This is a genomic window from Campylobacter sp. GTC17093 (assembly GCF_055397635.1).
The window spans coordinates 609,903-624,585 of sequence record NZ_AP038832.1 but is presented as its reverse complement, the minus strand read 5'-3'; the positions used below and the strand labels follow the sequence as shown (position 1 = coordinate 624,585).

Annotated in this window: 13 protein-coding genes and 2 pseudogenes; all 15 read left to right on the top strand. The window is 32.0% G+C overall.

Annotation, left to right across the window (positions count from 1 at the left end):
• Positions 1–105 precede the first annotated feature (105 nt).
• The 15 genes and pseudogenes from ACZ5VL_RS03130 to atpD all read left to right on the top strand — a co-directional run bounded on the left by ACZ5VL_RS03130 (position 106) and on the right by atpD (position 14,675).
• The gene (locus ACZ5VL_RS03130; protein WP_464199810.1) at positions 106–297 is read left to right on the top strand and encodes a Tat pathway signal protein; all 192 of its coding nucleotides are present in this window, start codon (positions 106–108) and stop codon (positions 295–297) included.
• 9 nt (positions 298–306) lie between these two features.
• Positions 307–3,228, top strand: coding sequence for a formate dehydrogenase subunit alpha (locus tag ACZ5VL_RS03125; protein ID WP_464199808.1), 2,922 nt, complete (start codon positions 307–309; stop codon positions 3,226–3,228).
• A 14-nt stretch (positions 3,229–3,242) separates the two neighbouring features.
• Positions 3,243–3,815: a formate dehydrogenase FDH3 subunit beta gene (gene fdh3B / locus ACZ5VL_RS03120; RefSeq protein WP_464199806.1), complete on the top strand. Its 573-nt coding sequence runs from the start codon at positions 3,243–3,245 to the stop codon at positions 3,813–3,815.
• A 186-nt stretch (positions 3,816–4,001) separates the two neighbouring features.
• Positions 4,002–4,775 (top strand): annotated as a pseudogene (locus tag ACZ5VL_RS03115) (PDC sensor domain-containing protein); the annotation flags it as partial.
• Between the two features lie 816 nt (positions 4,776–5,591).
• Positions 5,592–5,993: pseudogene (locus ACZ5VL_RS03110) on the top strand (methyl-accepting chemotaxis protein); the annotation flags it as partial.
• Between the two features lie 133 nt (positions 5,994–6,126).
• Entirely contained in the window at positions 6,127–7,038 is a 912-nt protein-coding gene (locus ACZ5VL_RS03105; RefSeq protein WP_464199804.1) for a methionyl-tRNA formyltransferase, read from the top strand.
• Positions 7,001–7,657, top strand: a complete 657-nt coding sequence (locus ACZ5VL_RS03100) for a biotin--[acetyl-CoA-carboxylase] ligase (protein WP_464199803.1) — start codon at positions 7,001–7,003, stop codon at positions 7,655–7,657. Before ACZ5VL_RS03105 ends, ACZ5VL_RS03100 begins: the two co-directional genes overlap by 38 nt.
• Positions 7,654–8,424, top strand: a complete 771-nt coding sequence (locus tag ACZ5VL_RS03095) for a ParA family protein (RefSeq protein ID WP_464199802.1) — start codon at positions 7,654–7,656, stop codon at positions 8,422–8,424. Before ACZ5VL_RS03100 ends, ACZ5VL_RS03095 begins: the two co-directional genes overlap by 4 nt.
• Before the next feature lies 1 nt (position 8,425).
• Positions 8,426–9,289, top strand: coding sequence for a ParB/RepB/Spo0J family partition protein (locus tag ACZ5VL_RS03090; RefSeq protein WP_464199800.1), 864 nt, complete (start codon positions 8,426–8,428; stop codon positions 9,287–9,289).
• A 53-nt stretch (positions 9,290–9,342) separates the two neighbouring features.
• Complete coding sequence (locus ACZ5VL_RS03085) at positions 9,343–9,765, top strand: F0F1 ATP synthase subunit B family protein (protein ID WP_464199799.1); 423 nt, start codon at positions 9,343–9,345, stop codon at positions 9,763–9,765.
• 11 nt (positions 9,766–9,776) lie between these two features.
• Positions 9,777–10,292 (top strand): F0F1 ATP synthase subunit B, encoded by a 516-nt coding sequence (locus ACZ5VL_RS03080; protein WP_464199797.1) that lies wholly within the window; start codon positions 9,777–9,779, stop codon positions 10,290–10,292.
• The gene (locus ACZ5VL_RS03075; protein WP_464199795.1) at positions 10,292–10,822 is read left to right on the top strand and encodes a F0F1 ATP synthase subunit delta; all 531 of its coding nucleotides are present in this window, start codon (positions 10,292–10,294) and stop codon (positions 10,820–10,822) included. Before ACZ5VL_RS03080 ends, ACZ5VL_RS03075 begins: the two co-directional genes overlap by 1 nt.
• A 13-nt stretch (positions 10,823–10,835) precedes the next feature.
• Complete coding sequence (gene atpA, locus ACZ5VL_RS03070; RefSeq protein WP_464199793.1) at positions 10,836–12,353, top strand: F0F1 ATP synthase subunit alpha; 1,518 nt, start codon at positions 10,836–10,838, stop codon at positions 12,351–12,353.
• A gap of 8 nt (positions 12,354–12,361) precedes the next feature.
• On the top strand, positions 12,362–13,255 hold the full coding sequence (gene atpG, locus ACZ5VL_RS03065; protein ID WP_464199792.1) for an ATP synthase F1 subunit gamma: 894 nt from the start codon (positions 12,362–12,364) through the stop codon (positions 13,253–13,255).
• Positions 13,256–13,274: 19 nt separating this feature from the next.
• Positions 13,275–14,675 (top strand): F0F1 ATP synthase subunit beta, encoded by a 1,401-nt coding sequence (gene atpD, locus ACZ5VL_RS03060; protein ID WP_464199790.1) that lies wholly within the window; start codon positions 13,275–13,277, stop codon positions 14,673–14,675.
• The last annotated feature ends 8 nt before the right edge of the window (positions 14,676–14,683 follow it).

The following is a 14,683-nucleotide window of genomic DNA, read 5'->3' as shown; positions in this document are numbered from 1 at the left end:
AAATTATAAATTAATATATGAAAGAAAGCTATATCATTTATAAATATGCTAGAATTGCATATTTATAAATGATGTCATTATGTTTGACAAATTTAAGGAGGGTTTATGAAAGAAACTCGTAGAGAATTTTTGAAAAAAGCTGCTAAAGCTAGCGTTGGTGCTGGAGTTGTAGTAGCTAGTGCAACTGCTGCAAATGCTGTGCCTGTTTCAAAAATAAAAAGCTCAAAAGGCAAACACAAAGAGGTGCTTTACTGGCAAAGTGAAGCTTGGGAAAAATATTATAAAGTAGCTTACTAAGGATATTTTATGAGTAAAACAACACATATAGGAAGGCGTTCTTTTATAAAGTTAGCTGCCCTTGGTGCTGGAGTTGGTGCAAGCGGTGCGTTTGGTTCCAACGAAACATTAAGAAGCGCTACTAAAGAAGAGATTAAAAATCCTTTTCCTGGTTCTGTGATGAAAAGAACAATATGTTCGATTTGTTCTGTTGGTTGCGGAATTGAGGCTGAGGTTGATGAGGGATCAAATGTTTGGATTCGTCAAGATATGGCAGTTGATCATCCCATTTCACAAGGAAGTCATTGTTGTAAAGGAATTGATCAAATTGATTTAACAAAGTCAAAAATGAGGCTTAAATACCCATTAAAAAAAGTAAATGGAAAATGGGAGAGAATTTCGTGGGAGAGTGCTGTTAATGAGATTGGCGATAAAATGCTTAAAATTCGTGAAGAAGACGGGCCAGATAGCGTTGAATTTTTAGGTTCGGCTAAATTCTCAAATGAACAGGCATTTTATTTTAGGAAATTTGCAGCTTTTTGGGGTACAAATAATATAGATCACGTAGCTAGAATTTGACATAGCGCAACAGTCGCCGGTGTGGCGAATACTTGGGGTTATGGCGCGATGACAAATCATGTTGCTGATATGATTAACTCAAAAGTTATATTATTTATTGGTGCGAACTCAGCTGTTGCAAACCCAGTTGGTGCTATGAAACAAGCTTTAAGAGCAAGAGATAGAAACAATGCAAAAATTGTTGTAGTAGATCCAATATTTACAAGAACTGCCGCAAAAGCTGATATGTTTATAAGAATTAGACCAGGAACTGACATAGCTTTCATTTATGGCATGCTTCATTTAATTTTCAAAAATGGTTGGGAAGATAAAGAAGTTATTGCAAAACAAAGTTATGCAGTTGATGAGATTAGAGCAGAAGCGCAGCACTGGACACCAGAAGAAACTGCAAGAGTTACTGGATGCAGTGTTGAAGAACTACAGACATTTACAAAACTTTTTGCTACATCTAAACCTTCTACTTTATGCTGGGCATTAGGTATCACTCAACACTCTGTTGGTAGCTCAAATACTAGAATATTAGCTATATTGCAACTAGTTTTAGGAAATATGGGTAAAGCAGGTGGTGGAACTAATATCTTAAGAGGACATGATAATGTTCAAGGTGCAACAGATATGAACTGTCTTGCCGATAGTTTATCTGGTTACTATGGTCTTAGTGATTCTGCTTTTGAACATCATTGTAAAGGCTGGGGAGTAAATTTTGATGATTTTGTAAAACGCTTTGCGGTTTCAACAAAAGAAAAAAGAGATAAACTTGGTGAAAAAGTTTCAGGAACTAACTTTAAAGAGTATTTTTATCATGATGAGAAAAATCCTGAAGATAGAAATTGGCGTAATGAAAAAGGCTGGTCTCTTTCAAAATGGTGGCAAGGTGTCCTAAAAGAAGAAGAGACATTTTCAAGTGGAAATTTAAGAGTTCTTTGGGTTCAAGGAACAGGTATAACATCCATGGCTCATCAAGTTAAGATAAAAGAAGCTATAGATAAACTTGATATGCTTGTAGTTGCAGAACCTTTTTTAAATGAAGTTGCTATACTTAGTGATAGAAAAGATGGGATTTATGTGTTGCCTGCTTGTACTCAATTTGAGAGTGAGGGTTATGTAAGTGCTACAAACCGCTCAGCACAATGGAGAACACAAGTTATAAAACCACTTTATGAAAGTAAAGAAGATCAAGAAATAATGTTTATGTTTGCTAAAAAATTTGGCTTTTACGATGAGTATGTAAAAGGCATGAAAATGGGCATTGTTGATGGCGAAATAAAACAAGTTAAAGATAATTTTAAATGGCCAGAAGATGCAACAGATGAGATAGCTAGAAATACTCAAAGTATAGGTAATAACGGCAGAACTGCAGCAAGACTTAAAAAACATCAAGAAAATTGGCAATTTTTTGATCCAGCTACTTTAAAAGGTAGGGGTCCGGTTGAGGGTGAATATTATGGTCTTCCATGGCCATGTTGGGATGAAAAACATCCAGGAACACCAATACTTTATGATATAACAAAACCTTATATTGAAGGTGGTATGGGCTTTAGAAATAGATTTGGCTTAGAACATAATGGTGTTAGCCAACTTGCTGATGAGAGCATTACTTTACCTGGTTCAAAAGTAAAAGGCGGTCATGCTCAAATTACTAAAGAAAATATCGAAAAAGTTCTAGGCATCACCCTAAGTGCAGATGAAAAATCCAAAATGGGTTCAAATTGGAGCATGGATTATAGTGGAATCATAGCTAAGAAATGTCGTGAGGCTGGAGTTTGTCCATGTGGAAACGCAAGAGCAAGGGTTAAAGTTTGGGAATTTGCAGATCAGATACCAAAACACAGAGAGCCTATCCACTCACCAGATTGGGATTTAGTTAAAAAATACCCTACTTTTGAAGATCAAAAAAGAAACTTTCGTGTTTCTACTAAATTCATAAGTGAACAACAAGAAAAAGATTGGTCAAAAGATTTCCCAACTATTATAAGCTCACTTAGGGTTGTAAACTTAAGTGGCGCTGGTATGATAGAAAGAACAAGTAAATATCTAGCGGCTATTACACCTGAAATGTTTGCTCATGTTAATCCAGATTTAGCGGCAAAATATGGTATCACAGATGGTTCTATGATGTGGATACATGCTCCACAAGGAACAAAGATAAAGGTAAAATGTATATATTCACATTCTGTTACTCCAGATAGAATTTGTTTACCTTATAACTTTGCTGGTATTATGCAAGGTGTTGATTTAAGTGATCGTTATCCAGAGGGAACTAAACCTTATATAATAGGTGAGAGCTCAAATACTATCACAAACTATGGATTTGATATAAATACCCAAATTTCAGAGTTTAACGCCGGTCTTTGTAGACTAGAAAAAGCATAAGAAAGGAGTAAGTTATGGCAAGAATGAAATTTTATGTAGATGTTCAAAGATGTATAGCTTGTTATGGTTGCCAAGTTGCTTGCTCTTCAGCTCATGAAGTTCCAGTTGGTATCAATAGGCGTAAAGTTCTTATAATAAATGAGGGTGTACCTGGTAAAGAGTTTGCAAGCACTATAGCGTGCCAGCACTGTACTGACGCACCTTGTGCCCAAGTTTGTCCTGTAAACTGTTTTTATATAAGAGAAGACGGAGTTGTATTGCATGATAAAAAAACTTGTATAGGATGCGGATATTGCTTGTATGCGTGTCCATTTGGTGCACCACAATTCCCAAGAGATGGTGCCTTTGGTATAAAAGGCGAGATGGATAAATGTACAATGTGTGCAGGTGGTCCAGAAGAGACGAACTCACTAGAAGAAAGAGAGCTGTATGGTCAAAACCGTATAGCAGAGGGTAAAGTACCAATGTGTGCAGCAATTTGTTCTACAAATGCTTTACTTGTTGGAGATGCGACTGAAGTTTCAAATATGTATAGAAAACGTATCATGACAAAACAACCAAATGTTGCTCCAAACTTTTCTTTATAATTAAAAATTATAGTCTTAGAAAAATTTCTAAGACTATAAAATATTCTTAAAAATTTATTATATTTAATTATTGTTTAATATTAAATCTCTTATAATCCTTATATTAAGTAATTGTTGCCAATATGTTATCTTTTAATGATAGCATCAATAGTTTAAAATTTATTTTAGTACCAGGGAGTAATAGACATGATATTTAGAAAAGTTGCTAGCAAGATAGCTATAATAGTTCTTGTATTACTTGTAGTTACATTTGTTGCTTTATCTGTTGTAAATTATAATTCAACCAAAAAGATGACAATTAATCTTGCTGAAGATCAAAAATCAGTATCTAATGCTATAACAACAGCTTTAGTTGAAAATTTTATGAGCGAAAAAGTGGATTCCGTTGTTGTATTTCATAACTATTTACTAGAAAATCCATGGCTTTTGAATGATAGACAGGCTCTTAAAGAAAAGCTAATGACAGCTGCATTAACGGCTGGATTAAATGAATTTTATCTTGGGTTTGAAAGCGATGGGTCAATTCATGATGTTATTTTTGAAGCTGGTAAAAAGCCAGAGTTTGTCTATAAAGATCCTGTAAGTACTGACTATGATGCTAGGGCAAGAGGATGGTATAAAGATGCTGTAAAAAATGGTAAATTAACTTTTTCTCCACCATATTTAAGTTCTACGGGCCTTCCTTGCATATCTATGTCTATACCTATCATAATAAATGGTAAACTAGTTGGAGTATTTGGTGGCGATATATTTTTAAATACAATGAACTCAAAATTAAGTACTATTAAGGATTCTTCAACAAGTTTAGTTACTGTTATTGATTCAAATACAAATCAAATGATATATCATCCAAATAAAGATATGATTATGTCAGATAAACCAGAAGTTGTATCTATAGTAAAAAATTTTAAAGATGGGTTTGAAAAAAGCGGAACAGATCCATTTGAATATGAATTAAATGGAGTACATAGAGTTGCGGCTTGTAGTAAATATGAGGCTACAAATTGGCTTGTATGTTCTGCAAATTCTGTAAGCGATTATGATGATGCGTTATCTAATATATTTGTTTCACAAAGCTTGACATCTACTGTTTTTACAATTATTATAATTTTAATATTAACATTTGTTGTAACATTTTTCTTAAAACCAATCTCAATCATCCAAAACGGACTTAACGATTTCTTTAAATTTATTAATCACGAAAAAAGCAGTGCTGAGAATATAAAAATATCTTCTAAAGACGAATTTGGAAATATGGCAAAAGCCATCAATGAAAATATAGAAAAAACAAAAATAAATTTACAAGAAGAAAATGAGTTTATAGCTAAGTCTAATAAATTTGTAGATGAGATAAAACAAGGTGATTTCCTAGCTACTATGGATGCAAATACTTCAAATCCATCTTTAAATAAACTAAAAGGAACATTTAAAGAGCTCCAAGAAGTTTTAAGTAGTAGGATTGCAGATGATAGCAATCGTATATTTAAACTTTTAGATGAATACAAAGGAAGTAATTTTACTTCTAGAATAGAAGATAAAGGAACTATAGCTCAAGGTATTAACTCTCTTGGTGATGTTGTATCAAACATGTTAAAATCAAATTTAGAAAAAGCAGAAAATTTACAACAAAAAGCAGATTCTTTATCTAAAGCAGTAGATCAAATAACCACTTCAGCCAACAAACAAGCAAATGCTCTAGAAGAAAGTGCGGCTGCAGTTGAAGAGATGAGTAGTTCTATGAACTCAATCAATCAAAAAACAACAGAAGTTATAGCTCAATCTGAAGAGATTAAAAATGTTATTACTATAATAAAAGATATATCAGAACAAACAAACCTACTAGCACTTAATGCTGCAATAGAAGCAGCTAGAGCTGGAGAAGCAGGACGTGGCTTTGCAGTTGTTGCAGATGAAGTTAGAAAACTAGCTGAAAAAACAGGTAAGTCACTTACTGAAATAGAAGCTAATGTAAATGTATTAACTCAAAGCATTAATGAGATGAGTGAAAGCATAAGAGAACAAACTGAAGCAATATCTATGATAAATAACTCTGTTGCAGATGTTGATGCTTTAACAAAAGAAAATGTAAGTATTGCTAATAATACAAACGCTATAACAAAAGAACTAGATACTATGTCTAAAGATATGGTTAATGATGTTAGAAAGAGTAAATTCTAACATTAAATTTATTGCGAGAGGCTAGGTTGCTTTCTCGCAATAATTAAATTTACACTTCTTATATTTTAAATTTACTAGATGTAAAGTAAAAGTAAGCTATTATCATATAATTAAATTTATAAAAAGAGATAGTATGAATATAGTTTTTATAGGGACTCCTGATTTTGCTACCACTATTTTAAAAGAACTTTTTTTAAATGATTTTTGTATAAAAGCTTTGGTTTGTGCTGAGGATAAAGCTGTTGGTAGAAAGCTTGTTTTAGCTCCTCCTGATACTAAAAAATTTGTTTTACAAAACTATCCTGATACTCAAATTTTACAACCCAAAACGTTAAGAGATGAAAGTGTTGTGAATCATTTAAAAAGCTTAAAGCCAGATTTTATTATTGTCGCTGCTTATGGTAAAATCTTGCCAAAAAGTGTTTTAGATATAGCACCTTGTATAAATTTACATGGTTCTATACTTCCTAAGTATCGTGGTGCAAGCCCTATACAGTCCATGGTTTTAAATAATGACAATGTATTTGGCGTAACTGCTATGAAAATGGATGAAGGTCTTGATAATGGTGATATGCTTGGCTTTAGCATATTAAAAAATAATGGACAAAATTCCAGTGTACTTTTTGATGAGCTTTCACAAATGGCAGCAAAATTATGTGTAAAGGTATTAAAAAACTTTGAAAATATAATGCCTTTAAGGCAATTTGATGCTCTTTCAAATCATTGTGTAAAAATTCAAAAAAGCGATGGCTTAATCAGTTTTGATGAAAGCGCAGATGAAGTGGTGTCTAAATTTAAAGCCTATTTTGGTTGGCCTGGAATTTATTTTAAAAACGGCATAAAACTTATAGATATAAAAAAATTCTCAAATTCTCAAAATCAAAAGCTTGGAGTTATAACTGAGTTAACTAAAGAAGGGTTTAGTTTGGCTTTTAATGGCGGAGAGTTAGAAATTTTATCTCTTCAGGAGCCAACCAAAAAGCCAGTGTTAGCAAAAGATTATATAAATGGCAAAAGGCTTAAAGTTGGTGATAGAATTTGTTGATGAGATTAACTCTACTCAAAAAGAATTATGCCAAAGAGTAAGATATGGCATTGTAAAAGAGCCATTTTGCATAGTTGCAAATTCTCAAACTGGTGGCGTTGGAAGTAGGGAAAATGAGTGGGTCAGTGAGATTGGAAATTTATATATGTCATTTTGTGTTGGTAAAAAAGATTTACCAGAGGATGTAAAAGATGTTTCTATATCTATATATTTTTCTTGTATATTAAAAGAAATTTTAAGTGAGTTTGGGTCAAAAATTTGGGTAAAATGGCCTAATGATTTTTATCTAAATGATAAAAAAATTGGCGGCACAATAACATCAAAAATAGATAATTTTTTTATTTGTGGCATAGGATTAAATTTAATAAATTGTCCAGAAAATGCAACGATTTTGGATATAAATATAAGCAGAGATACCATAGTTTATGCATTCATGGAGAAATTAAAAAAAAGAATTTCATGGAAGCAAATTTTTAGTAAGTTTTTGATAGAATTCGAGAAGTCAAGAGAATTCACATCCCACAATGAAAATAATGAGATAGTAAGTTTAAAAGATACTATTTTGTGCGAGGATGGTTCAATCTTGATAAATAAAAAAAGGATGTATTCATTAAGATGAGTGAAGTTATAGCTATTGCAAATCAAAAAGGTGGCGTTGGGAAAACTACAACGGCTGTAAATTTAGCGGCATCTTTAGCTGTTGCAGAAAAAAAGGTTCTTCTTATAGATGTAGATCCGCAAGCAAATGCAACCACAGGAATGGGTTTTAGTAGAAGCGATTACGAGTATAACATTTATCATGTTTTAACAGGAAGAAAAAAACTTTCGCAAATTATCTTAAAAACTGATATCCCTGCTCTTTTTTTAGCACCATCAAATATTGGCTTAGTAGGTATAGAACAAGAAATAAATGAAAAAGATAACAAATTAATATTAAAAAATAAAATAGCTGAAGTTTTAGATGATTATGATTATATTATTATAGATTGCCCGCCAGCGCTTGGCAGTATAACAATAAATGCACTTAGTGCCAGTGATAGTGTTATAATACCAATACAATGTGAGTTTTATGCACTTGAAGGACTTGCTCTTATATTAAATACTGTAAAAATTATTAAAAAAACTATAAATTCAAAACTAAGTATAAAGGGATTTTTGCCAACTATGTTTAGTACACAAAACAATCTTGCAAAAGAAACTATTGCGAATTTAAAGCAACATTTTAACAATAAACTTTTTAAAGACGATAATGATAGTTTGGTTGTAATTCCTAGAAATGTTAAGTTGGCTGAAAGTCCGAGTTTTGGAAAGCCCGTGATACTTTATGATATTAAGTCTCCTGGTTCGCAAGCTTATCAAAGTTTAGCATATTCTATAATGAGTTAAAATGGCAAAAAGACTAAGTTTAGGAAGAGGATTAGAAGCCATACTAGGGGATGTTGAAGAGGCATATGTAAGAGAGCTTGAAAGTGGTTCAAAAAAAGATATGGTTTTGGAGTTGCAAATTGATAAAATACTACCAAACCCATTTCAGCCAAGAAAAAAATTTGATAAAACTGCACTTGAAGAACTTGCTGAATCCATAAAAAAACATGGATTATTGCAACCAATTGTTGTTAAGCAAGATGGCGAAAATTATGTAATAATTGCTGGCGAGAGGAGATTTAGAGCTACAAAACTTTTAGGTAGTCAAAACATAAAAGCCATAGTTGCTGATATGAAATCTCAAAATTTAAGAGAACTTGCTTTGATAGAAAACATTCAAAGAGAAGATTTAAATCCAATAGAGCTTGCAAATTCCTACAAAGAGTTGATAGATGAGTATAGAATAACCCAAGATGCACTTTCTGATATAATTAAAAAATCTCGTGCTCAAATAACAAATACTCTTAGACTTTTAACATTAGATGAAAAAACAAAACATTTTTTAAGTTTGGGCGAGATTTCTCAAGGTCATGCTAAGATAATGGCTGGTCTTGATAAGAATGATGAAATGGCAGTTTTGGATACTATAATAGGTCAAAAGCTCAGCGTAAGAGATACTGAAAATTTAGTAAAAAATATAAAAAACAAAAAAACAAAAAAAAATAACTCTACTACATCTAAAGAATCCGAATATTTAGATGAACTCGATATTTTAAAAAATATTCTTAAAAAAATTGGTATAAATAGTTCTTTTAAGGGTAGAAATATAACACTAAAATTTAATAGTGTTGAAAATATAAAAAGTTTAATTGAAAAAATACAGTAAATATGGTAAAATTACCATTTTGCAATTTATAAATTTCTTAAAAAGGGGATTTTGTGTTAGAATTTGACATTCGTTTAATGGTATTTACGGCTATTTTATTTATATTATTAATAGCTATATTAAATAAAATTTTGTATAGGCCTGTCATAGCTTTTATGGATAAGAGAGAAATTTCCATAAGACAAGATGAGATAAATGCAAATAAAAATGATGAAGATATAAATTCATATCTTGTTAAATCAAATGAGATAATTAGTATTGCTAAAATAGAGGCAAATAAAATAAAACAAGATGTTCTAAACGATGCTAAAGATAAAGCATTTAAGGAACTAAGTGCTAAGAAATCAAATTTAGAAGAAGATTATAATAATTTTATAGCAGAATTAAATAAGCAAAAAGATGAATTTAAAGATAGTTTATTATCCAAGCTTCCTGAATTTAAAGATAGCTTGAATAATAAATTTGCAAAAATTTAAGGAGGATAGATTTGAAAAAAACAATACTGTTTTTGTTGTGTGTGCCTGTATTTATTTTTAGTGCTACCCATGATGGACCAAAAGATTATGATATAGTGCCAAGAGCCATAAACTTTATATTATTTGCTGGTATTTTATTCTATTTTCTTGCCAATCCTTTAAAAAAAGCTTTTCAAAATAGAACAAATGGTATTGCAAAAAGATTAGAGACAATTTCAGAAAAATTAAGAGATTCGAGAAATAAAAAAGAAGCTGCTATAAAAAAAGTAGATGATGCTAATGTACTCGCAAAAGATATGATAAATACAGCTCATAAAGAAGCTGAAAATTTAAGAAGAGATGTTGAGAAAGACTTGTCTCAAGATATTGCAAATTTGATCAAGAATTATGACAGCCAAAAAGAATTTGAAAAACGCAAAATGACAAAAGAAGCTATTGCTAAAGTTTTAGATGAGATGTTTGAAGATAAAAATCTAAAACTAGACCAAAGTGATTTGGTTGATTTAGTTCTTAAAAAGGTTGGATAATGAGTGATCAAGTATCAAAAAAGTATGTAAAAGCTATTTTAAGTGAATTTAAAAGTGAAGAGCTAGACAATGTTATATCTGCTTTAAATGATATAAATTCTGCTTTCTTGCTAGATAAATTTAATAACATAGTAACTTCACCAATGTTAAGTAGTTCGCAAAAAGCGGATTTTATACTATCTTTGGTTGATAAGCCAAACAAAAAATTTGTGAATTTCATAAATTTATTATCCGAAAATAAAAGATTGGCAATGATACCTAGTATTACACAAGAGCTCAATCATGCCAATGCTATTTCCAAAAAAACATATAAAGGCGTTGTTTATACAAAATTTCAACTTCTAGATGCACAAAAAAAATCATTAGAAGAGAGATTTTCAAAGAAATTTGATGCAAAAGTTGTATTTGATTTTTACACAAATGATTTTAATGGTATTAAAATTAGCATACCAGATCTTGGTGCAGAAGTTAATTTTTCTATCGATAGGCTCAAAAATATGATGAGCGAACATATACTAAAAGCAATATAAAAGGAGTAAAATAGTGAGTGAAAAAGTTAAAGTTGAAGAAATTAGCTCTATAATCAAAGAAAGAATTGAAAATTTTGATTTTAGTGTGAATATTGAAGAAACCGGTAAAGTAGTATCTATAGCTGACGGTGTTGCATCTGTTTATGGCATAAAAAATGTTATGGCAAATGAGATGGTTGAGTTTGAAAATGGAGCAAGAGGACTTGCTTTAAACCTAGAAGAAAACAGTGTTGGTATAGTTGTTTTAGGTAGTTCTGCTGGTATAAAAGAAGGACAAAGCGTAAAAAGATTAGGAAAACTTTTAAGAGTTCCAGTTGGTGATGCTTTGATAGGAAGAGTTGTAAATGCTCTTGGTGAGCCAATAGATGGCAAAGGCCCAATTGAAGCAACTGAGAGTAGATTTGTTGAAGAAAAAGCAAAAGGTATCATGGCAAGGAAATCAGTTCATGAACCACTTCAAACAGGTCTTAAAGCCGTTGATGCACTTGTTCCAATTGGTAGGGGGCAAAGAGAGCTTATCATAGGTGATAGACAAACAGGTAAAACTACAGTTGCAACAGATACTATTATAAACCAAAAAGGTGGAGATGTTATTTGCATTTATGTAGCAATTGGACAAAAACAATCAACAGTAGCTCAAGTAGTAAAAAAGCTTGAAGAATATGGCGCTATGGATTATACAATAGTAGTAAGTGCGAGCGCAAGTGAAGCTGCTGCACTTCAATACATTGCTCCTTATGCAGGATGTACAATGGGTGAGTATTTTAGAGATAACTCAAGACATGCGCTTATTATCTATGATGATTTAAGTAAACACGCTGTTGCATACCGTGAAATGTCACTTATTTTAAGAAGACCACCAGGAAGAGAGGCTTATCCTGGAGATGTTTTTTATATTCATTCAAGATTACTTGAAAGAGCAAGCAAGTTAAGCGATAAATTAGGAGCTGGTTCATTAACAGCACTTCCTATCATAGAAACACAAGCAGGAGATGTTTCAGCATACATTCCAACCAACGTTATTTCTATAACAGATGGTCAAATTTATCTTGAGACAAGCCTTTTTAACTCTGGTGTAAGACCGGCTATAAATGTTGGTTTATCAGTTTCAAGGGTTGGCGGTTCTGCGCAAATTAAAGCTATCAAAAAAGTTTCAGGAACTCTAAGACTTGATCTTGCACAATACCGTGAACTTCAAGCTTTCGCTCAATTTGCTAGCGACTTAGATGAAAGCAGTAGAAAACAACTTGAAAGAGGACAAAGAATGGTTGAGATACTAAAACAACCTCCTTATGCTCCACTTGGTGTTGAAAAACAAGTTGTTATAATATATGCTGGAAGTCATGGGTATTTGGATGATATTCCAGTATCTGCTATATCAAAATTTGAAAATGAACTTTACCCATATATAGAAGCAAAATGTCCTGAACTTTTTGAGCAAATTTTAAATAAAAAAGCACTAGACAAAGAGATAGAGGAATTGCTTATAAAAGCATTAAATGATTTTAAGGCGACTTTTGTAGTTGAATAAGGTAAGAAATGTCAAATTTAAAAGAGATTAAAAACAAGATAGTTAGTGTTAAAAATACTGAAAAAACAACTAAAGCTATGAAACTTGTTTCTAATGTTAAACTCAAAAAAGCCAAAGAAGCAGCTAAAAAATCTAGTAATTACGCTATTAAAATAAATGAAATATTAAGTGAGATATCGTATGAGTTAAAGCAGAATGCGATAGTGCTTAGCGAAGATAAATTTTTTAATGTGAATAAAGATGTATCAAAAGTAGATATTATTTTTGTAACATCTGATAAAGGACTTTGTGGTGGTTTCAATATGAATACCATCAAAGCTGTAAAAGAGCTTATAAATGAGTATAAAGCTAAACAAGTAAAAGTAAGACTTAGGGCTGTTGGAAAAAAAGGTATAGAATATTTTAAATTTCAAGGTGTAGATCTTTTAGAAACTTATGTTGGAGTAAGCTCTTCTCCTAATTATGAGAAAGCCACTGAAATTATTAATGACGCTATTAGTGATTTTGAAAAAGGCTTAACAGATAAAGTTATTTTAGTTCATAATGGTTATAAGAGCATGATTGCTCAACAAATTAGAATAAACGATATTGTTCCAATAAAGCCTATTACACCAACTGATAATATGGTAAATAAAACAACTTCTATGCTTGAAATAGAGGCAGAAGATAAAAATGCTCTTATGACAGAACTTTTCAAAAAGTATTTTGAATACAGTATGTATTTTTCACTAATAGATAGTCTAGCAGCTGAACACAGCGCTAGAATGCAAGCTATGGATAGTGCGACAAGTAATGCAAAACAAAGAGTTTTTGAACTAAATTTAGAATATAACAAAGCTAGACAAAGTTCTATTACTACAGAGCTTACTGAGATTATCAGTGGCGTTGAATCAATGAAATAAATAAAGGAGAATGAATTATATGAAAGGAATAATCAGTCAGGTTATGGGGCCTGTTGTAGATGTCGATTTTAATGATTACCTGCCGAAAATTAACGAAGCTATAGAAGTTAATTACGAGTTAGATGGCAAAAAAATGAGACTTATTCTTGAAGTAGCTGGTCACCTTGGTGATAACAGAGCAAGAACTATTGCGATGGATATGAGTGACGGTTTGCAAAGAGGTTTAGAAGTTACAGCGCTTGGCACCCCTATAACAGTTCCAGTAGGAGAAAAAGTTCTAGGAAGAATGTTTAATGTTACAGGCGATTTAATAGATGAAGGTGAATCTAGTGATTTTGATAAAAAATGGGCTATTCATAGAGATCCGCCATCATTTGAAGAACAAAGCACAAAAAGTGAAATTTTTGAAACTGGTATAAAGGTAGTCGATCTTCTTGCTCCTTATGCAAAGGGTGGTAAAGTTGGATTATTTGGTGGTGCTGGTGTGGGTAAAACAGTTATCATTATGGAACTTATTCACAATGTCGCCTTTAAACATAGCGGTTATTCAATATTTGCAGGTGTTGGTGAGAGAACAAGAGAAGGTAATGACCTTTATAATGAGATGAAAGAATCTGGCGTTTTGGATAAAGTTGCCTTATGCTATGGTCAAATGAATGAACCACCGGGGGCAAGAAACCGTATAGCTCTAACAGGTCTTACAATGGCTGAGTATTTCCGTGATGAAATGGGATTAGATGTTTTGATGTTTATTGATAATATCTTTAGATTTTCACAATCAGGTTCTGAGATGTCAGCACTACTTGGGCGTATTCCATCAGCTGTTGGTTATCAACCAACCTTAGCAAGTGAGATGGGAAAACTTCAAGAAAGAATTACATCAACTAAAAAAGGTTCTATTACATCTGTTCAAGCTGTATATGTTCCGGCGGATGACTTAACTGACCCAGCTCCTGCTACAGTTTTTGCTCACCTAGATGCAACAACAGTTTTAAACAGGAGCATAGCTGAAAAAGGTATTTACCCTGCAGTTGATCCACTTGATTCAACATCAAGAATGCTAGATCCGCAAATTGTAGGTGCTGAACATTATAATATTGCTCGTGGCGTTCAACAAGTATTGCAAAAATATAAAGATTTACAAGATATAATAGCAATTCTTGGTATGGATGAGTTAAGCGAAGAAGATAAACTTGTAGTTGATAGAGCTAGAAAAATAGAAAAATATCTATCTCAACCATTCTTCGTCGCTGAAGTTTTTACAGGTAGTCCTGGAAAATATATTACATTACAAGAGACGATCGAAGGCTTTAAAGGTATATTAGAAGGAAAATACGATGATTTACCTGAAAATGCTTTCTATATGGTGGGAAATATAGACGAAGTGGTAGCTAAGGCTGAAAAAATTAAACAAGCTTAAGGTTAGGT